This is a genomic window from Burkholderia sp. MSMB1835 (assembly GCF_001526365.1).
GTDB lineage: Bacteria > Pseudomonadota > Gammaproteobacteria > Burkholderiales > Burkholderiaceae > Burkholderia.
The window spans coordinates 47,255-67,202 of record NZ_LOYP01000038.1; the positions used below are offsets into that span (position 1 = coordinate 47,255).

General features: G+C 69.1%; 18 protein-coding genes. 4 read left to right on the forward strand and 14 right to left on the reverse strand.

The genetic code is table 11. The features are described from left to right. Window positions 1–88: 88 nt before the first annotated feature. Window positions 89–988 carry a LysR family transcriptional regulator gene (locus tag WS96_RS15575; protein ID WP_059833581.1) on the reverse strand — a complete coding sequence of 300 codons (900 nt, stop codon included), beginning with the start codon at window positions 986–988 and terminating at the stop codon, window positions 89–91. Window positions 989–1,098: 110 nt separating this feature from the next. Here WS96_RS15575 and WS96_RS15580 point away from each other — a divergent pair, with 110 nt between their 5' ends. Together WS96_RS15580 and WS96_RS15590 are read left to right on the forward strand one after the other, a co-directional pair. Then, window positions 1,099–1,962: an SDR family oxidoreductase gene (locus WS96_RS15580; protein ID WP_059833709.1), complete on the forward strand. Its 864-nt coding sequence runs from the start codon at window positions 1,099–1,101 to the stop codon at window positions 1,960–1,962. Window positions 1,963–2,239: 277 nt separating this feature from the next. Continuing rightward, entirely contained in the window at window positions 2,240–2,638 is a 399-nt protein-coding gene (locus WS96_RS15590; protein WP_034209128.1) for a cupin domain-containing protein, read from the forward strand. Window positions 2,639–2,666: 28 nt separating this feature from the next. On the opposite strand, the gene WS96_RS15595 is transcribed toward WS96_RS15590, so the two are convergent. The 13 genes from WS96_RS15595 to WS96_RS15655 all read right to left on the reverse strand — a co-directional run bounded on the left by WS96_RS15595 (window position 2,667) and on the right by WS96_RS15655 (window position 18,592). Beyond that, window positions 2,667–3,569, reverse strand: a complete 903-nt coding sequence (locus WS96_RS15595; protein WP_059833711.1) for a GNAT family N-acetyltransferase — start codon at window positions 3,567–3,569, stop codon at window positions 2,667–2,669. Window positions 3,570–3,765: 196 nt separating this feature from the next. Then, window positions 3,766–4,953: a M20 aminoacylase family protein gene (locus WS96_RS15600; protein WP_059833585.1), complete on the reverse strand. Its 1,188-nt coding sequence runs from the start codon at window positions 4,951–4,953 to the stop codon at window positions 3,766–3,768. Window positions 4,954–5,022: 69 nt separating this feature from the next. Then, window positions 5,023–6,480, reverse strand: coding sequence for an aldehyde dehydrogenase family protein (locus WS96_RS15605; protein ID WP_059833587.1), 1,458 nt, complete (start codon window positions 6,478–6,480; stop codon window positions 5,023–5,025). Continuing rightward, on the reverse strand, window positions 6,477–7,754 hold the full coding sequence (locus WS96_RS15610) for an NAD(P)/FAD-dependent oxidoreductase (RefSeq protein WP_059833588.1): 1,278 nt from the start codon (window positions 7,752–7,754) through the stop codon (window positions 6,477–6,479). The genes WS96_RS15605 and WS96_RS15610 overlap by 4 nt, the downstream gene beginning before the upstream one ends. Window positions 7,755–7,892: 138 nt before the next feature. Continuing rightward, window positions 7,893–9,218, reverse strand: a complete 1,326-nt coding sequence (locus WS96_RS15615) for an NAD(P)/FAD-dependent oxidoreductase (protein ID WP_059833590.1) — start codon at window positions 9,216–9,218, stop codon at window positions 7,893–7,895. Between the two features lie 2 nt (window positions 9,219–9,220). Continuing rightward, window positions 9,221–9,955, reverse strand: coding sequence for a cupin domain-containing protein (locus tag WS96_RS15620; protein WP_059833592.1), 735 nt, complete (start codon window positions 9,953–9,955; stop codon window positions 9,221–9,223). Window positions 9,956–10,081: 126 nt separating this feature from the next. Continuing rightward, the gene (locus WS96_RS15625) at window positions 10,082–10,513 is read right to left on the reverse strand and encodes a helix-turn-helix domain-containing protein (protein WP_034209122.1); all 432 of its coding nucleotides are present in this window, start codon (window positions 10,511–10,513) and stop codon (window positions 10,082–10,084) included. 23 nt (window positions 10,514–10,536) lie between these two features. Beyond that, the gene (locus WS96_RS15630) at window positions 10,537–11,814 is read right to left on the reverse strand and encodes an NAD(P)/FAD-dependent oxidoreductase (protein WP_059779844.1); all 1,278 of its coding nucleotides are present in this window, start codon (window positions 11,812–11,814) and stop codon (window positions 10,537–10,539) included. Window positions 11,815–12,010: 196 nt separating this feature from the next. Continuing rightward, the gene (locus WS96_RS15635; RefSeq protein ID WP_059833594.1) at window positions 12,011–13,885 is read right to left on the reverse strand and encodes an ABC transporter ATP-binding protein; all 1,875 of its coding nucleotides are present in this window, start codon (window positions 13,883–13,885) and stop codon (window positions 12,011–12,013) included. Then, on the reverse strand, window positions 13,885–14,844 hold the full coding sequence (locus tag WS96_RS15640; protein WP_059833596.1) for an ABC transporter permease: 960 nt from the start codon (window positions 14,842–14,844) through the stop codon (window positions 13,885–13,887). The genes WS96_RS15635 and WS96_RS15640 overlap by 1 nt, the downstream gene beginning before the upstream one ends. 31 nt (window positions 14,845–14,875) lie before the next feature. After that, complete coding sequence (locus tag WS96_RS15645) at window positions 14,876–15,829, reverse strand: ABC transporter permease (protein ID WP_059833598.1); 954 nt, start codon at window positions 15,827–15,829, stop codon at window positions 14,876–14,878. 79 nt (window positions 15,830–15,908) lie between these two features. Beyond that, window positions 15,909–17,492 (reverse strand): ABC transporter substrate-binding protein, encoded by a 1,584-nt coding sequence (locus WS96_RS15650; protein ID WP_059833600.1) that lies wholly within the window; start codon window positions 17,490–17,492, stop codon window positions 15,909–15,911. A gap of 431 nt (window positions 17,493–17,923) precedes the next feature. Beyond that, a complete protein-coding gene (locus WS96_RS15655) occupies window positions 17,924–18,592 on the reverse strand; it encodes a haloacid dehalogenase type II (RefSeq protein WP_059833602.1) in 669 nt (222 codons plus the stop codon). A gap of 40 nt (window positions 18,593–18,632) precedes the next feature. Between WS96_RS15655 and WS96_RS32450 the strand changes: the two genes are divergently transcribed. Both WS96_RS32450 and WS96_RS15665 read left to right on the forward strand, forming a co-directional pair. Further along, window positions 18,633–19,049: a hypothetical protein gene (locus WS96_RS32450; protein WP_257127991.1), complete on the forward strand. Its 417-nt coding sequence runs from the start codon at window positions 18,633–18,635 to the stop codon at window positions 19,047–19,049. A gap of 31 nt (window positions 19,050–19,080) precedes the next feature. Then, entirely contained in the window at window positions 19,081–19,941 is an 861-nt protein-coding gene (locus WS96_RS15665) for a GNAT family N-acetyltransferase (RefSeq protein WP_059779832.1), read from the forward strand. Window positions 19,942–19,948: the final 7 nt, after the last annotated feature.

Sequence of the window (19,948 nt, forward strand, 5' to 3'; positions counted from 1 at the left end):
CGGTGGCGGCACGCGCGCTGCCGATCGCGACGGCATTCCGCTCGGGACACCGCGGCGACGCGCGTGCACTGCCGCGACCGCGGCCGTTTTACTGCCAGGGTTCGACGTATGCCGCCAGTTCTTCCGGCTCGCCTGACGGAAACGCATCCTTCAGGTGATCGAGAAACGCGGACACGCGCGCGCTCAATAATCGCCTGGACGGATACAACGCCCACAGGGCGATATCGGAGCCCGGCACGTCGCCCCAACTGACGAGCGCGCCGGCGGCGAGGTCGCGGCTCACGAGCGATATCGGCAGGCATGCCGCGCCCAAGCCGAGGCGGACCGTATCGCGCACCATGCTCAGCGACGACAGCCGCGCCACGGGCTCGACCGGTATGCGCACCATCCCGGCCACGCCCGTGACCTCCCATGCGGCACGGGTGTCGTGCGCGCCGCGAACCACGGCCGGCGCGGGTGCGTCGCCGCTCGGCCGCGCCAGTTCGGGCGTCGCGACGACGACCAGCCGGTCGCGCAGGATCACGCGCCCGATCAGGCTCTCGTCCGGGTCCGGATTCACGCGGATCACGAGGTCGTACCCTTCCTCGATCATGTCGACGGGCCGGTCTTCGGTCGTCACCTCCAGCCGGACGTCCGGGTATCTCAGCGCGAACGTCGCCACCAGCTTCCCCATCGCGAACTGGGAAAACAGCATCGGCGCGCTGATCCGCAGCCGGCCGCGCGGCCGCTCGCTCCCCGCTGCGATCGCCGACGCGCTGTCGGCCAGCTCCGCGAGCAGCGCGCCCGTCCGCTCGTAGAGCGCGCGCCCTTCCTGCGTGAGCTTCACGCCGCGCGCGCCGCGCTCGAACAGGCGCAGCGACAGACTGTTCTCCAGTTCCGCGACGCGGCGCGACAGCGTCGCCTTCGGGCGATCCGCGACGCGCGCGGCCTCGCCGAAGCTGCCATGGCGGGCGACGAGATTGAAATCGGCGAGAGCGAGCAGGTCCATGTGTTCCACCAGTGAGACGGCATGTCTATTTATCACATCTTCCGGATCATGGGTGGATCACCTAACTTACGTGGGCAGTCCATCCCATCGTTACCTCAGGAGTGAACATCATGACCATTCTCGTTACCGGCGCTACCGGCCGCGTGGGCCGCCAGGTCGTCCGTCAACTCGTCGATCGCGGCGCCGACGTGCGCGTGCTGGTGCGCGATCCGGCCAAGGCCGATTTTCCGGCGGCCGTGTCCGTCGCGCAGGGCGACATGCTCGACGTCGATGCACTGCGGGCAGCCTTCTCCGGCGTGCGCACGCTGTTCCTGCTCAACGGCGTCGCGGGCGACGAATTCACGCAGGCGCTGATTGCGCTGAACCTGGCCCGCGAAGCGGGCATCGAGCGCGCCGTCTATCTGTCGGTCCTCCATGCCGACCGCTTCGTGAACGTGCCGCACTTCGCGGTGAAATCCGGCGCGGAGCGGATGATCGAGCAGATGGGGTTCAGCGCGACGATCCTGCGACCCGCGTATTTCATGGACAACGAATCGATGGTCAAGGACGTGATCGTCGGACACGGCGTGTACCCGATGCCGATCGGCGGCAAGGGCGTCGCGATGGTCGACGTGCGCGATATCGCCGAAGTCGCGGCGATCGAGTTGATCCGCCGCGACGACGCGCCGGGCAAGCTGCCGGTCGAAACCCTCAACCTGGTCGGGCCCGATACGCTGACCGGCCCGCAACTGGCGTCGATCTGGTCGGACACGCTCGGTCGGCCGGTTGCGTATGGCGGCGACGATCCCACGCCGTTCGAACGCAATCTGGCGCAGTTCATGCCGAAATGGATGGCCTACGAAATGCGGCTGATGGCCGAGCGCTACGTCAGCGACGGGATGGTGCCGGAGGCGGGCGACGTCGAGCGGCTGACCGCGATCCTCGGCCGCCCGCTGCGGACGTATCGCGACTTCGCGGCTGCGCTCGCGCGTTGAGTGAGATGCCGAGCGTTCATGCGTCGGGCGGCGGCGCAGGCAATCGCCAGGCCGTCGAACCGGCCGCGCGCGCGGCCGGATCGTCCATTTGGCCGCCATGCAGTCGCCAGCGACGCGGCCACGCGGTGGCGTCGCCGCGTGCGCGGCGGATTTCACGGCGTCCGGACGTCCGGCGGCGAAGCGGCGGCGTCAATATAATCGGCTGGTCCTGCCGATCGGCGCCCGGCAGTCCGCCGGTTTCGATTTCGACTGCGTACAACAGCCCACTGGAGAAGAGATGACCTTGCCCGCCCTTCCGTTTGCCGAATCGTTCGACCTCGAAGCCGCCTTCGCCGACGTATCCGAATACTGGTCGCCGAAGGTCGTCGCGCAGGTCAACGATCAGTACGTGAAAGTCGCGAAAGTACGCGGCCAGCTCGTGTGGCACGACCATGCGCACGAAGACGAGCTGTTCTTCGTCGTGCGCGGTCACCTCAGGATCCAGTACGAAGGCGGTCGCGTCGCCGACGTGCCCGCCGGCTCGATGCACGTCGTGCCGCGCGGCACGCAGCACAATCCGATCGCCGACGACGAATGCTGGATCGTGCTGATCGAGCCCGTGCAGACCCGGCACACCGGCGACGTTCAGTCGCCGCTGACGCGCACGATCGACGAGCAACTGGGCCGCGCGCGCTGAATGCGTCGGGCGCGGCGGCGGCCGGAGGCTACAACATCGCCTGACTGACCAGCCCGTACAGTCCGACTGTCGGGTCGGCCGCACCGCCGTGCGCGGCGGCCGGCGCATGGCGAACCATCTTCGAACAGGTATCCACCTGTTTCAGTCCCTGTTCGCTCAACCAGTCCGGCAAGCTGCTCCCGTCAGGCACATCGATACGCACGAATTCGCCGTCGCGTTTCGTCAGCCAATAGCCGATCAGCGCTTTCGCGCGCGTATCGTCGCTCGAACGCGGCGCGACCACCGGACCGATCACGTCACCGCGACCGAAGCGTCGCAGCACCGAAAACCCGACGACCTCGCCGTCGCGTTCGAGCACCACGCTTTCTCCCCGCGTCTGTAACGCGGACAACAGCGCGTCGCGTTCGAGGCCGGACGCACGCGCGTCGAGTTCGACCAGGCGCGGCCAGTCGGCCGGCGAACCGGCACGCAGCCGCTCGCCGTCGGGCACGGCAACCGCGGCGGGTCGATCCACGTTGCCCTGATATTGGCCCAGCGATCCGCACACGGTGAACCCCAGTTTCTCGTAGAGCGGCCGACCGGCCGGCGTCGCGTGCAGAAACGTGATGCGCGGACCCAGTTCGTCCAGGAGCGTCTCCATCAGTTTGCGGCCGATTCCCCGGCCCTGATGCGCGTCGGAGACGATCACATGCCCGATCGCCGCGCGATCCGCACCGTACTTCCAGCACATCGCCGTGCCGATGACCACGCCGTTTTCCTCGGCCGCGAACGCGGTCGACGTTTCAGCGGAAAACTGCCAGTCTTCCGCCCGGAACGGCCAGCGAAGCGCGCTGGAAAGCGCATGGGCGGCGGGGACGTCCGCCGCGGTGAATCTGCGGTAGCGAAGCGCCGACGTCGCGCCTTGCTCCTTCACTTCAAGTTCCTGGTTCATCAAGCAGTCCTGTCGAATAATGTGGTCGTGCAACACGGCACGTCGGAAAAAATACGCGGCGATCACATCGAAGCGACGATGGATTGCACGGTTCACGCCGGCCGGCATGGGTGCACGACGATCCGGAAGCACGCCTGTCCCGGACCTGACGCCCGATCGACCGGACGTCAACCGGTTTCCACGCCGCCTCGACGCATCACGGCGATCGCGCGAAGTAATGCTGCGCCAGCGCGACCCAATAGCGGACGCCGGCCGGAATGATGTCGTCGTTGAAGTCGTATTTCGGGTGATGCAGCGCCGGGGAGGCTGCGCCGTCCCGCGCATTGCCGATCAGCACGTAAGCGCCCGGCCGCTCCTCCAGCATGAAGCCGAAGTCTTCGGACGTCATGTTCGGCGGCACGTCGCGGTCGACGCGCGCGTCGCCGAACGTGTCGCGAATCACCGCTTCGCACAGCGCCGTCTCGGCCGGCGTGTTGACCGTTGCCGGGTAGTACTGGAAAAACTCGACGTCGACCTGCGCGCCATAGGCCGCCGCGAGCCCCTCGCACGCGAGCCGCACGTCGCGCTGCAGCTTCTGCTGCAATGCCGACGACAGCGTGCGGATCGTGCCGCGCAGCTCGGCGGTGTCGGGAATCACGTTGTCGGTCGTGCCCGCGTGGAACATGCAGACGGAAATGACGGCGGGATCCACCGGGTCCTTGTGCCGCGCGGCGATGGTCTGGCACTGCAGCACCATCGAGCACGCGAGCGGCACCGGATCGATGCCCAGATGCGGCTGTGCCGCGTGCGCGCCCTTGCCCGTCACCGTGATCCTGAAGCGCGAACCCGCGGCCATGATCGCGCCCGTGCGCAACCCGAAATGCCCGGCCGGCAGACCGGGCCAGTTGTGCATGCCGAATACCGCTTCCGTCGGGTATTGCTCGAACAGCCCGTCGTCGATCATCCGGCGCGCGCCCGCGCCGCCCTCTTCGCCCGGCTGAAACACGAAATGGACGGTGCCGGGCAACTGCGGCAGCGCCTTCAGCACGCGCGCGGCGCCGAGCAACATCACGGTATGTCCGTCATGGCCGCACGCGTGCATGATCCCGTGCGTGCACGATGCATGCGCGAAATCGTTGGCTTCGTGGATCGGCAATGCGTCCAGGTCGGCGCGCAGCACGATGCCGCGGCGCGGATCCGCGCCGGGCAGGCTCGCGACGACGCCCGTGCCGCCGAGCCCGCGCGACACCGCGTAGCCGAGCGCCTCGAGCTCGCGGGCGACGACGTCGGCCGTCCGGTGTTCTTCGAATCGCAACTCGGGATGCGCATGCAGGTCGCGGCGCAGTTTCGCCCAGTGCGCGTGATGCGCATGCAGCGACGAGTCGGGGATGACGGGGTTGTCCAATTTCGGTACCTCGGGCATGTAGCGGGCTTCCAACTGTACTGCGTGCGCGGATCGCGCGCAGCGGCTGCGTCAGTCGTAAAAGCCGACGATCGACTTGATCTCCATGTATTCCTCCATCCCTTCGACTCCGTACTCGCGGCCGTTGCCCGACTGCTTGTAGCCGCCGAACGGCGCCTGAGGGTCCCATGCCGGGTAGTTCAGATGCACCTGCCCCGCGCGGATGCGGGCGGCCACCGCGCGGACGCGTGCCTTGTCGGTGCCCTGCACGTGTGCGCCGAGCCCGTAGACGGTGTCGTTCGCGATGGCGATCGCTTCGTCGACGGTGTCGTAAGGCAGGATCGCGAGGACCGGGCCGAAGATCTCCTGCTGCGCGATCGCCATGTCGGTGCGCACGTCGGAGAAAATCGTCGGCCGCGCATAAAAGCCGCAGTCGAGACCCGCGGGCCGGCCCGGGCCGCCGGCGATCAGCTTCGCGCGTTCGTCGATGCCCACGTCGATCATCTGCGCAACCCGGCCGAACTGCGCGCGATTGGCCAGCGGCCCGTGCGTCGTGGCCTCGTCGAACGGATCGCCGACCACGAGCGTTTGCATCGCCGCGACGGCCAGCGCCTCGACCGCGCGGAGCGCGTCGCGCGGCACGATCATGCGGGTCGGCGCGCTGCACGACTGCCCCATGTTGCGGAACGCGGCGGCCACCCCGGGCGGGATCGCACGCGACAGGTCCGCATCCGGCAACACGACGTTCGGCGACTTGCCGCCCAGCTCCTGCGCGACGCGCTTGACGGTCGGCGCGGCCGCCTGCGCGACGAGCACGCCGGCGCGCGTCGATCCGGTGATCGACACCATGTCGACCGCCGGGTGCGCCGAAAGCGCGGCGCCCACCGTCTCGCCGCTGCCGCTCACGAGATTGAACACGCCGGCGGGCACGCCCGCATCGGCGAGCACTTCCGCGAACAGCAGCGCGCTGAGCGGCGACAGCTCGCTCGGCTTCAGCACCACCGTGCAGCCGGCCGCGAGCGCCGGGCCGACCTTCGCGGTGATCTGGTAGATCGGCCAGTTCCACGGCGTGATCAGCGCGCACACGCCGATCGGCTCGCGCGCGATCGCGGTCGTCCCGCGCCGCTCGACGAACGGGTAGCGCGCGAGGTTGTCGCGTGCGACGCGGATATGTTCGGCCGCGAGCGGCACGTGCGCGCCGCGGGCATAGCCGATCGGCGCGCCCATCTCCAGCGCGAGTGCGGTGGCGAACAGCTCGGCGCGCTCCAGCATCAGCGCGTGCACGCGGTCGAGCAAAGCGGCGCGTTCCTGCGGCGACGTCGCGGACCAGCGTTCGAACGCTTGGCGCGCGGCCTGCACCGCGCGGTCGGCGTCGCGCGCATTGCCGAGCGGGATCTCGCACAGCGTGTCTTCGGTGGACGGGCTGACGACCGCGAACCGCTCTCGGCCGTCGGGCAGCACCCAGTCGCCGTCGATGAAGAAACGATCGAGCCGGCCAGCTTGCATCAGGCGAACAACGGGGGAATTCATGTCAAGGTGTCCTTGAGTCGATACCAGGCGCCGACGAACGGCAGGAACCAGGGTTTGCCGAAGTGGCCCGGAATCGCGGGCCAGTCGAAATCCTTCCACGGGTTGAGGTCGGCGCGTCCGTCCATGATCTCGGCCATCAACGTGCCCATCAGCGTGGCCATGTGCGTGCCGTGGCCGCTATAGCCCATCGAGTAGTACACGCCGTCGCGCTCGCCCGCGCGCGGCAGCCGGTTGGCCGTCATGTCGACCATCCCGCCCCAGCAGTAGTCGATGCGTACGTCGGCCAGCTCGGGAAACACGGCGGCCATCTGCTGCCGCAGGATCGCCCCGCTCTTTTCGTCGGAGCGCGGATTCGACGCGGCAAAACGCGCGCGCCCGCCGAACAGCATCCGGTTGTCGGGCGTGACGCGAAAGAAATTCACGAAGTTCTTCGTGTCGGTGACCATTCGGCGCGTCGGCAGCAAGCGGTCGAGCAGGTCGTTCGGCAACGGCTCGGTGACGATGATGAACGCGCCGACCGGCACGATCCTGCGGCGAACCCAGCCGAACGGCCCGACCTGCGAAATGCCGCTCGCGAGCAGCACCTGGCCCGCGCGGATCTCGCCGAGCGGCGTACGCACCGCGTAGGCGCCGCCCGCTTGCCGCGTCAGGCCGAGCACCGGCGCATGCTCGAGAATATGCGCGCCGCGGGCTTGCGCGGCGCGCGCGAGGCCGCGCACATAACGGCCGACGTGCATCCCGGCGCTCTTGCCGAACAGCAGCCCGCCGTGATATCGATCCGAGCCGATCTCGTCGCGCAGCTCCGCCTTCGTGACCATGCGCGTGTCGGGGTCCACGCCCGCCGCGAGCAGCGCCTGGCTGCGTGCGAGCTTGTCGTAGTGCTCGGGCTTCGCCGCGAGCTTCAGCTTGCCGCGGCGCACGAAATCGCAATCGATCGATTCCTCCCTGACCAGCCGCTCGACCGTGTCGACGCCAGCGTCGAACGCGAGATACAGACGATTGGCCAGCTCCGTGCCGATGCGCTGCGACAGCGACGCGTAATCCTGCGCGAAGCCGTTGTTGCACATGCCGCCGTTGCGTCCCGATGCCGCCTGCCCGACGGTGCCCGCCTCGCAGACGATCACGCGCGCGCCCTTCCTCGCCAGCGCCAGTGCGGCAGCCGAGCCCGTGATCCCGCCGCCCACCACCGCCACGTCGCAACTTCCGCCGGGCAACGCCGGCGAGTGGCTCGCGAACGGCTCCGACGTATCGAGCCAGTAGGAACTGAAACGCATCAGAAACTCCCAAGCTGTCCATCGCACCGCGCTTCCAGGCTGCCGAACGTTCGCCGCGCCGATCCGGCCGCTCGCCCGCGATCCGGATCGAAGCGCCGCGTCCGGAGGCGGCCCCCGCATCGGCGCGACGGCCTTGCACTAGAAATCCGCGACCTTGCCCCATGCGGACTCGCTGAACCGGCCGGGCCGGTACGGCGTCGGGTCCACGAACGGCTCCGCACCGGACGCGAGATCGGCGATCAGGTGCCCGGCCCCCGGGCCGATCCCGAAGCCGTGCCCCGAAAACCCCGCCGCCAGGATCAGCCCCGGCACGCCCGGCACTTCGCCGATGCCCGGCACGCCGTCCGGCGTGCTGTCGACGTACCCGGCCCATGCGTGCGTGATCTTCGCGTCGCGCAGTTCGGGCAACAGTTCAGCCGCGCGGCGATACGTTTCGGCGACGGTCGGCATGTCGGGCTTCGGATCGAGAATGCGTACCGCTTCCATCGGCGTCGGCGCATCGAGCCGCCAGCGCTTCAGCGTTTCATGACCGCCGCGCACGCCTTCGAGGCCGCCCGGCAGCAGGTTGCGCCAGCGCTTCGCGAACATCGGCACGAATTGCGGCGCGAAGCGCAGGAACTGCGGCGTCAGGTCCACGCGCGCGCGGCCGCTGATCGCCAATGCGTAGCGTCCGTCGCTGCGGCGCGTGATGGACACGCCGGACGTGTACATCGCATCCGGCAGCGGCGTGTCGACGGGCGACACGCTCAGGATCGACTGACGGATCGATGCCTGCGGAAACCGGATACCGAGCTGGCGGCAGAACGACGACGCCCATGCGCCGCCGGCCATCACGACCGTTCGGGTCTTGATGACACCGGCCTCGGTGACGACGCCGGCGACGCGGCCGCCTTCGAGCTCGATGCCGCGCGCCGCGCAGTGCTGATGGACACTGCCGCCCAGCTTGATCAGCGCGGCGGCCACGGCCGGCGCGGCCTTGCCTGGATCGGCCGTGCCGTCGGTCGGCGAGAACACGCCGCCCTTCCACTGCCGCCCGGTCGCGCGTCCGCGCTCGGCCGCCTGCTTGCTGTCGAGCATGTACGTGGTCACGCCCGCGGTCTTCGCGAATTCGCCCCAGCTCGCCCAGCGGGACAGCTCGGCCTCGTCGTTGCTGAGATACAGCAGCCCGCAGCGATGAAAGCCGGTGTCTTCGCCGGATTCGGCGGCGAAGCGTTCCCACAGATCGATGCTCTTGCTCGCCATCGGCAACTCGCGCGCGTCGCGGTTCTGCTGCCGGCACCAGCCCCAGTTGCGGCTCGACTGTTCGGCGCCGATGCGCCCTTTCTCGACGAGCGCGACCGACAAGCCGCGGCGGGCCAGATAGTAGGCGGTGAAGACGCCGATGATACCGCCGCCGATCACGACGACGTCGGCCGCGGCCGGCGGCGTGGACAAGGTTTCGATATGGCGCAGCGGAGGGGACATGCTCAGTCTCGTTCGGTGGAGGGTTTGACGTTCTGCATCACGTAGAACTTCGCCACGCGTTCGCTGCTTTCCCACCCGATCGCCGCGCCGCGCGGCACGAACAGCGCGTCGCCGGTACCGAGCGACACGACGCTGCCGTCGGGCGCCGCGAACCGGACGCCGCCGTCCAGCAGGAACATGAACTCGTTCGCGCGATGCGGCCGGACGATCCGGTGATACGGCGTCGAATCCCATGTGCCCGCGCAGTACCCGGCGCCGTCGTCGGTGAACACGTTGTCGCTGCGGCATTGCGGCGCGGGGCCGAGCAGCACCTCGGCCGGCAGCGTGGCGGACGGCTTGAAGTCCGCGTCGGCGCGCAGCGCAAAGACGCCGCGTTTCGTCGGTTGCGCACACGCTGCCGCGCAGAACATCAGCAGCACCGGCGATTGCGCGGCGATGCGCAGCGCCGTGCCGCAGCCGATGACGGCGCCCTGTCCCGGGCCGACCACGAGCGGCGCGGCCCCGGCCGCTTCGAGCGTCAGCTCGCCCTGGACGACGACGAGGGTTTCGATGTGCGGAAAATTCGCCACGTCCAGTTCGCCCGCGAAGCCGATGCGCCCCGCGGCCATCGCGTCGGGGCCTTCCCACGCGATCTCGCGATGCGACGCGAACGGATCGCTCGCGCCGAACGCCTGCTGGCGGCACGGGGTGGAACAAGGTGCGCCGTCGGCCCGGTGCAACACGAAAACTGCGGTCATTTCTGCTCCTGTGCGGTGCGTGACGGATTCGTTCGAAAGCTGTCACGCGATATCGGAAATCGTCGTTGGCCGGCGCGCCTGCCGGACCTCCTCAGCGGGGCACGTCGTCCATGTCCATGCCCGTGCTCAAGCCGCGTGATACGACGCATCGCGGCGTTCGCTGCGCACGCGCGTCGACGGCGCTCGCACCGGCGCGCCGCCCGTGCGGGCGACCACGTAGTCGCGCGGCGTGATCCCGAGCACGCGCCGGAAATGCCGGCACAGATGGCTCTGATCGAAGAAGCCGACGTCGGTCGCGACGACCGACGGCGCAAGACCGGCGCGCAACAGGTCCTGCGCCCGCCGTACCCGCACGAGACACAGATACCGGTGCGGCGACAGCCCGGTTTCGCTGCGAAAGCGCGCGGTGAAACGCGACACGCTCAACCCGGCGACCGCCGCGAGCGTATCGAGGTTCAGCGGCTGCGCGAACGACGCGTCGATCGTGCGCAGCACGTCGCCGATCGCCGGCGAGACGGGCCGCGCGACACGCGGCGAGCCAACGAATTGCACTGTCATGTCGAATTCTCCCGGCGCTCGCTTCAATGCAGGAAATCCTGCATCCGGTAATACGCGCCGACGAGCGGCAGGAACCACGCGTGCCCGAAATGGCCCGGTATCGCCGGCCATTCGAGCTCGCGCCACGGGTTCGACGCGGCCGCGCCATACAGCACGTCGGCCATCACGCGGCCCATGTGCACCGACATCTGCACGCCGTGGCCGCTGTAGCCCATCGAGTAATAGAGCCCGTCGTGCTGGCCTGCGCGCGGCAGCCGGTCGGCGGTGATGTCGACGAGGCCGCCCCAGCAGTAGTCGAGCCGCACGCCGGCCAGTTCCGGGAAGTAACCGGCCATGCCGGCGCGCAGGACGTCGCCGCTCTTCGCGTCGGAACGCGGGCTCGACATCGCGAAACGCGCGCGGCCCCCGAACAGCAGCCGGTTGTCGGGCGTCACGCGGAAGTAGTTGCCGATCTGGCGCGACGTCACGTACGCGCGGCGATGCGGAAACAGCCGGTTCAACTGCGCGTCGGGCAGCGGCTCGGTCACGACGATGAAGCTGCCGACCGGCGCGATACGCCGCCGGAACCACGCGAACGGCCCGTGCTGCGACGCGCCGGTCGCGACCAGCACGCGATCGGCGACGAGCGTGCCGCGGGTGCAGGTGACCCGGTGGCGCTCGCCGTCGAGCCGGTCGAGCTGCGTGACGGCCGCGTGCTCGTACACGCGTGCGCCGGCACGCACGGCCGCTTGCGCGAGCCCGACGCCGAACTTGCCCATGTGCATCTGCGCGCCGTTGCGCTGCAGGAGCCCGCCGTAAAAACCGTCGGATGCGATTTCATCGCGGATCCGCGACGGCTCGATCAGTTCGATGTCCGGATCGACGTCGCGCCGCAACGCGTCGAAGGTCTTTTCGAGTCCCGCGAAATGCTGCGGCTTCGCGGCGAGCTTCAGCTTGCCGGCGCGCCGGAAATCGCAGTCGATCGCCTGTTCGGTCACGATCGCCTCGACGCTCTTCACCGCGCTTTCGTACGCGAGATAAAACTGCTTGGCCTGTGCGGCGCCGATGCGCGCGGCGAGCGACGCGTAGTCCTGCGCGACGCCCGTGTTGCACTGGCCGCCGTTGCGGCCGGACGCTTCGCCCGCGACCTGCGCGGCTTCGAGCACGACCACCGAGACGCCGCGCTGCGCGAGCGCGAGCGCCGCCGACAAGCCGGTGAAGCCGCCGCCGATCACGACCACGTCGGCGCGCCCTTCGACGGGGCCGACGCTGCCGGCGCGAAACGCGGGGCGAGTATCCAGCCAGTACGATTCCAGTTTCATCGAGTCCTTCTTGTGCATGCCGGCAACGACGATCGGCAACCATTCAATGCGAATCATTTAACCACTGGCAAAAACCGCAGTTGCCGCGTAATCGCGCGCGGCACGCGTACAAATTGCCGTTTTGCGCGACCGCCGCGGCACACTATGCGGCGCGCCGTCCACCGCGCCGCGCGATGAACGGTTCGCGCGCCGCGCACTACAGCTGCACCGGCGTGACGCCGGCGGAAACCGGCTCCGCCTGGAAACGCGCGAGATCTTCCTCGCTGCGATGGCACAGCACCTGCGCGCCGTTGCCGAGCGTGCGCAGCGACGGGGCCGTCCGGTTGCACACGCCGTCCACGCGCATCGCGCAGCGCGCCAGGAACGGACACAGCTCGGCCTCGTTCTCGCGCGCGCCGATCGGCACCAGCGGCCGGTGACAACGCTCGCCCGCATCGTCGAGCCAGCCCGCGCGCAACTCCGGCGCGGACGACACCAGCAAGTGCGAATACGGGTGATAAGGCGGCGCGCACAGCGCGTCGCGGCTGCCCGTCTCCACGCGGCGGCCCGCATACAGCACGACGATGTCGTCGCTGATCGCGCGCACCTTCGCGATATCGTGCGTGATGAACACGTACGACACGCCGAGCTTCGCCTGCAGGTCGCGCAGCAGCTCGATGATCGCGGCGCCGACCACCGTGTCGAGCGCCGACGTGACCTCGTCGCACAGGATCAAGTCGGGCTCGGCCGCGAGCGCGCGCGCGAGGTTCACGCGCTGCTTCTGCCCGCCCGACAGCTCGCCGGTACGCCGCGCGGCCACTGCCGGCGGCAGCCGCACGAGTTCGAGCAGCTCGGCGACGCGCTGGCGTGCCCGCGCGCCCTTGATCCCGTGGTAGAACGCGAGCGGCCGTGCGAGCGTGCGCTCGACGGTATGCACCGGGTTGAGCGCGGTATCGGCGTTCTGGAACACGATCTGCACGCGCCGATGCTGTTCCTTGGTGCGCTTGCCGATATCGCGCGCGAGCGGCACGCCGTCGAGCAGGATCTCGCCGCCGGTCGCCGGCACGAGGCCCGCGATCACTTTCGCGAGCGTCGTCTTGCCGGAGCCCGATTCGCCGATCACGCCGACCGTCTGCCCGCGCCCGATGCGCAGGTCGACTTCATGCAGGATCACCTTCGCGGGCCAGCCGTTCGCGGTGCGGCCGCCGTAGCCCGCGATCGCGCCGCGCACGTCGAGCAGCGGCGCCGGCGCGGCCGGCTCGGGTGCGCGCACCTGCGCGCCGCGTTCGGCATCGTTCGGCGTGACCGCCGCGATCAGGCTCTGCGTGTACGGGTGCGTCGGCGCATGCAGGATCTGTTCGGTGTCGCCCGCCTCGCGGATCACGCCGTCGCTCAGCACGACGATCCGGTCGGCCATCTGCGCGACCACGGCCAGGTCGTGCGACACGTACACCGCACTCATCCCGTAGCGCCGGATCACGCGCCTGAACGCCTGCAGCACGTCGATCTGCGTGGTCACGTCGAGCGCGGTGGTCGGTTCGTCGAGGATCACCAGCTCCGGATCGGTGATCAGCGCCATCGCGGCCATCAGCCGCTGCAGCTGCCCGCCCGATACCTGGTGCGGATAGCGCTTGCCGATCGTCTCCGGCTCCGGCAGCGCGAGCGCGCGAAACAGCTCGATCGCCTTCGCCTGCGCGTCGCGCTTCGTCATCGTCTTGTGGATCAGCGCGCTCTCGATCACCTGGTCGAGAATCGTGCGCGACGGGTTGAACGCGGCAGCCGCGCTCTGCGCGATATACGCGACCTTGCGGCCGCGCAGCGCGGTCAGCGCTTGCGCCGACAGCTTGCACACGTCGGTGCCGTCGAGCTTCACCGAGCCGCCGGCGATCCGGCATCCGGCGCGCGCATGGCCCATCAGCGACAGCGCGATCGTCGTCTTGCCGGAGCCCGATTCGCCGATCAGCGCGAGCACCTCGCCGCGCCCGATCTCGAAGTCGACGCCGTGGACGATCGTCGTTTCGTCGCCGCCCGGCCGGCCGCCGACCACGCGCAGCCCGCGCACCTCGACGAGCGGATTCGATTCGTGTCGCATCAGTGTCCTCCGGCGGCGCCGGCCGCGCCCTTGCGGCGGCCGCGATGCGGCAGACCGTCGATCATCAGGTTGACGCCCACCGTCAGGATCGCGATCGCGACCGCGGGCATGATCGCGACGGCCGAGCCGTCGCCGAGGCTCGCGATGTTTTCGCGCACGAGCGAGCCGAGGTCCGCATACGGCGGCTGCACGCCGAGCCCGAGAAAGCTCAGGCCGCTCAGCAGCAGCACGACGAACGTGAAGCGCAGCCCGGTGTCCGCCAGCATCGGATGGATCATGTTCGGCAGCATCTCGACGCACGCGATGTACAGCGCGCTTTCGCCGCGCGCCCTGGCCACCTGCACGAATTCGAGCGTGCTGATGTTGACGGCCAGCGCGCGCGCGATCCGGTACGAGCCGGGCATGTAGCTGACCGCGGCGGTGAGGACCAGCAGCGGCAGCGACGAGCCGAACGCGGCGACGAACATCAGCGCGAACATCTTCGACGGAATCGACGTGAGCGCGTCGAGCAGCCGGCTCATCGTCTCGTCGACCGCGCGGCCCGACACGGTCGCGAGCAGCCCGAGCGTCGTGCCGGTCACCGCGGCGAGCAGCACCGCGGCCAGCGCGAGCAGCACGGTCAGCCGCGTGCCGTACAGGATCCGGCTCAGCATGTCGCGGCCGAGGAAGTCGGAGCCGAACGGCAGCTTCGCGCTGAACGGCGCGAACACGTCGGGCGTGACGATCGCGCCGACGTCGTGCGGCGCGAGCAGCGGCGCGAACACCGCGACGAACAGCATCAGGCCGGCCATCGACAGGCCGACGCGGCCGCCGGCGGTCAGTCCGAGGCGTGCGCCGCGGCGCTTGCGCGGCTGGTCGGGGGACGGCGCGGCGGGCGGCGTCGCGCCTCCCCACGGCGAGCGCGGCTCGCCTGACGGCGGCAGCGCGCTGCTGCGATGAACGGGTTCGGTCGGGTGCATGGGCGGCATCTCGGAAGGTGGACGGGGGCGCTCAGGTCCGCAGTCGCGGGTTCGACACGATCGAGCACAGGTCGGCGAACAGCACGAGCGTCAGGTAAGCGACGCAGAAGATCAGCGTGCACGCCTGGACCAGCGGGAAATCGCGGTTGCTGACGGCGTCGACCATCAGGCTCGCGAGGCCCGGATAGTTGAAGATCGTCTCGACGACGATCACGCCGCCGAGCAGATACGACAGGCTCAACGCGATCGCGTTGGCGATCGGGCCGATCGCGTTCGGCAGCGCATGGCGCAGCACGACGCGCGCGGGGCTCGCGCCCTTGAGCACGGCCATCTCGACGTACGACGCGCTCAACTGCTCGATCACCGCGGCGCGCGTCATGCGCGCCATCTGCGCGATCACGACCGCGCACAGCGTCAGCACCGGCATCGCATACGCACGCAGGAAATCGTGCAGGCTGTCGATCGGGCCGCCGTACGACAGCGCGGACAACCAGCGCAGCTTCACCGCGAACACGAGCACGGCGACCGTCGCGATCAGGAATTCCGGCGTCGCGACGAGCGACAGCGTGCCGAGGCTGATCACGCGGTCGATCGCCGATTCGCGCTTGACCGCCGCGAGGATCCCGAGCAGCAGCGCGATCGGCACCGACACGGCGGTCGTGATCGCCGCGAGCGCGAGCGACTTCGGCAGGCGCCCGCCGATCAGCTCCGACACCGGCATGTCGCCGGACAGCGACCGGCCGAAATCGCCGTGCAACAGCCCGGCGAGCCAGTGCGCGTAACGCACGTGCGCCGGCATGTCGAGACCGAACTGCTGGCGCAGCGCGGCGACCGTCTCCGGCGTCGCCGACTGGCCGAGCGCGGCCTGCGCGGCGTCGCCCGGCAGCAGGTTCGTGATCGTGAAGATGATCGCGGACACGATCAGCAGCGTCAGCGCGGTGACCGCGATGCGCCGGCCGATCAGGCCGATGAGAATTCGGTTCATGGAGCGGCCCTCCCGAAAAAACCGCGCGTGGCCGGCGCGGTGGCCCGCACCGGCCGCGCGACGGCGGCCAGCGACAACGTCATGCGTTCCACCACACGTTCTCGGCGAACATGAAGCCCATCATCCCGCCGGTCGGAATCGAACCGAGGCCCGCGAGCCGCTTGTCGTATCCGTCGAGGAAGCTGATGAACGCCGGAATGCCGACCCGGCCCTGCTGCGACACGATCACCTGCATGTCGCCGTACATCTGCTTGCGCTTCGCGTCGTCGGTTTCCGAGCGCGCGGCGAGCAGCAGCTGGTCGAACTTCGCGTTCTTCCAGCCCGACTCGTTCCACGGCGCATCCGACTTGAAGAACTGCGTGAACAGCACGTCGGCGCTCGAGCGCGGGTTGATGTTGCCGAACGTGAGCGGGTGCTTCATCCAGTGGTTCGACCAGTAGCCGTCGGGCGACGCGCGGTTGACCTGCAGGTTCAGCCCGATCTTCTGGCCGGCCTGCTGCAGCAGCACGGCCATTTCGATCGACCCGTTCGCGTCGGAGGTCGCATAGAGCGGCGGCAGCGTGGCGCCGAGCGCGCCGGCCTTCTGGAGCAGGAATTTCGCCTTGTCCGGATCGTGCGGCCGCTGCGGCAGCGAGGCGTTGAAGTAGCGATGGCCCGGCGGAATCGGCTGGTCGTTGCCGATCACCGAGTAGCCGCGGAACACCGCCGAGCGGATCTGCTCGCGATCGAACAGGTACTTCATCCCTTCGACGAAATCGGGATTCGCGACGATCGGGTTGTCGGTGCGCGCGATCAGGTCGGTATAGAGGCCCGACTTGGTTTCCTTCAGCGCGTAGCCCGGCGTCGACGAGACCCGCTGCGTCGAACGCGGATCGATCGCGTTGATCAGGTGCACGTCGCCCGACAGCAGCGCGTTCAGGCGCGCGGCGCTGTCGCTGATGCCGATCAGCTCGATCTCGTCGAGATACGGCCTGCCCGGCTTGAAGTAGCTGTCGTTGCGCACGCCGACGGTCGATACGCCCGGCTTGAACGATTTCAGCTTGTACGGGCCGCAACCGATGCCGGTCGAGAAATCGGTCGTGCCGTCCTTGACGATCACGAGCTGCGGCGTCGCGAGGATCACCGGCAGATCGGCGTTCGCGCTCGCGAGCGTCAGCGTGACTTCGTCGGGGCCGGTCGCCTTCGCGTCGGCGAACTGCTCGGCGAGCGGCTTGACCTTCGACGCGGTGGCCGGGTTCTTGTGGCGCATCAGCGAATACACCACGTCGGCCGGGCCGACCGGCTTGCCGTCGTGGAACGTCACGCCCTTGCGCAGCTTGATGATCCAGGTCTTCGCATCGGTCGTCTGCAGCGACTCGGCGAGGTTCATCTGCGGCGTCAGGCTCGCATCGAGCTGCGTGAGGCCGCTGTAGAACATGAAGAAGCGCGTGTAGTCCGCGCCCGTCGAGCCCTTGGCCGGGTCGAGCGTATCGGCCGTCGAGCCGGATTCGTTCGCGACCCGGATCTTGCCGCCGCGCTTCGGCGCGGGCGCGGCGAATGCCGCGTCGGGGGTCATCAGCAGTCCGCCGGCACCGGCAGCCATCATGCCGCCCGCCGCCATGACCTTCATCATGTCGCGGCGCGTGAAGCCGCCCTTGCCGTCATTGTCGATATCGTCGTTCATCCGAACTGCTCCTGACTGTGGGAAGTGGGTCCAAGGGTCCAGCGTGGTTGTTCAAGCGCGCCGCGCCCGCTTGCTGGTGGCGGGCGCGGCGTCGTTCACATGCAATTCATTTAAGCATCGCCAAAATGCCGGTTGTCCCGATTCGAGGCGCCCTCACGATACGAATCGACCGTTTTGGGTAGCCTGCGCAGCATGATTTGCTGCATGCGCCGGGGGACCGCCGGCGCGTGCCGGCCGCATGCCGACGCGCGTGAAAGTTCAGAGGATTGTTCGCCGGCATCGCCTCGCTCATCCTGAGCGCGCGGCGCGAATGCGCGCAGGCCGGCGCGACGTGGCGACGCCGGCAGCCTGCCGCCTGCGCGGAATTTCCCCGGGATCGCGACGGGCGGCGGCATGGTGTGCGCGACACCGCACCGGGGAAACGCGTCCGCTTACAGCCCGAGCTGCGTCGCGAGCTGGCCGATGTCCGACACTTCGTAATAGTTGTAGAACGGCGTACCCGGCTCGTGGCCGCGGTTCACGAACGCCTTGTGCTTGATGCCGAGATCCTCGGCCGTCATCAGGTCGTAGCGCAGGCTCGACGACACGTGCAGCACGTCCTCCGGCTTGCAGCCGAGCTTGTCGAACATGTATTCGAAGCCCTGCATCCGCGGCTTGTACGATTGCGCCTGCTGCGCGGTGAACACGGCGTGGAACGGCGCGCCGAGCTTGTCGACGTTGCTCATGATCTGATCGTCCATCGCGTTCGACAGGATCACCAGCTTGTACTTCGACGCCAGCCGCGACAGCCCGGCCGGCACGTCCGGGTGCGGGCCCCAGGTCGGCACCGCATGATAGAAAAGCTCGGCCTCGGCTTCGTCGAACTTCACGCCGAGCCGCGCGCAGGTGCGACGGACCGCGTTGACCACGACGTCGCGGTACGGCTTCCACGCGCCGAGCACCTCGTCGAGCCGATAGGCGGCGAACGCGGGCACGAATGCCTCCATCGCGGCCGGCGACAGCCGGTCCGCATAGTTTTCCCGCGCCGTCTCGGCCATCCGGAAATGGGTCAGCGTGCCGTAGCAGTCGAAGGTGATGTACTTCGGTTCAAACTGGATCATGGTGACGTCCTGTCGGTGTGAAGCCCCGGCAGGGCCGGGGATGGCTGGGTTCAACGAAATTGAATCAGGGCAAAAAGTCGTTCGCGCATCGTTCGGCGCCGCTCAAAACGCAGAATCGCCGCGTGTTGCCCGCCACATGCAGCACGATCTGCGGCGCGATCGGGCACGGCGCGGCCGGCCGATCGGCGCCTCGCTACCGCAGCGGGCCCGCCTGCCGGTGCGGCGCTTCGGCGGGCAGCGGCAGCGGCGGCGGCGGCGGCGGCGGCGGCGGCGGCGTGCATTCATCGTAGTGGCATTCCACAGCACGCGTGGCCGGATCGACGTGCCCGCGCCGGCACGATCCACGCGTTCGTTCGCGCCGATCGCGCCGGTTTGCATCGATCTCGCGAGCGCGCGCGCCGCCGCCGGAAAACAGGCGAATCGTCCTATCCGTGCCGCGACCGCGCTGGCAGAGTGAACGGATCGTTCCCACCCATCCGGAGTCCGGCGTGTCCGACCTCAATCCTTCCCGCACGCTCATCTATCGCCCGTTCGCCGAAGCCGACCTGCCCGCCGCCCATCGCCTGTCGGAGGCGGTCAAGTGGCCGCACCGGCTCGACGACTGGCGCTTCGCGTTCCAGCTCGGCGGCGGCTTCGTCGCCGAAGACGAAACCGGCGTCGTCGGTACCGCGCTCGGCTGGCGCTTCGGCGAATCGCACGCGTCGCTCGGCATGGTCATCGTGTCGCCCGAACGCCAGGGCTGCGGCATCGGGCGCGAGCTGATGACCCGCGTGGTCGACAGCCTCGGCACGCGCACCATTTTTCTGCATGCGACGCCGGCGGGCGAGCCGCTGTACGCGAAATTCGGCTTCGACGCGATCGATACGATCGATCAGCATCAGGGCGCGGCGTTCCAGCCTCCGCTGATCTCGCTGCCGCCCGGCGAGCGCCTGCGCCCGCTCGGCACCAACGACGGGCCGCGCCTCGCCGCGCTCGCGTCGCGCGCGGCCGGCTACGAACGCGGCGCGGTGATCGACGCGCTGCTCGACGTCGCGAACGGGATCGCGCTCGATCGCGACGGCGAGCTGCTCGGCTTCGCGCTGTTCCGCCGGTTCGGCCGCGGCCACGTGATCGGCCCGGTAATCGCGCCGGATGCGCTGCGCGCGCAAGCGCTGATCAGCCACTGGCTCGCGCTGCACGAAGGCATGTTCGTGCGGCTCGACGTACCGGGCGACAGCGGGCTGTCCGACTGGCTGCAGGGGCTCGGGCTGCCGCGCGTCGACACCGTCGTCGCGATGGCGCGCGGCGCGACGCCCGAACGCGACCCGGCGCTGCGCGCGTTCGCGATCGTGAACCAGGCGCTCGGCTGAGCGGAGC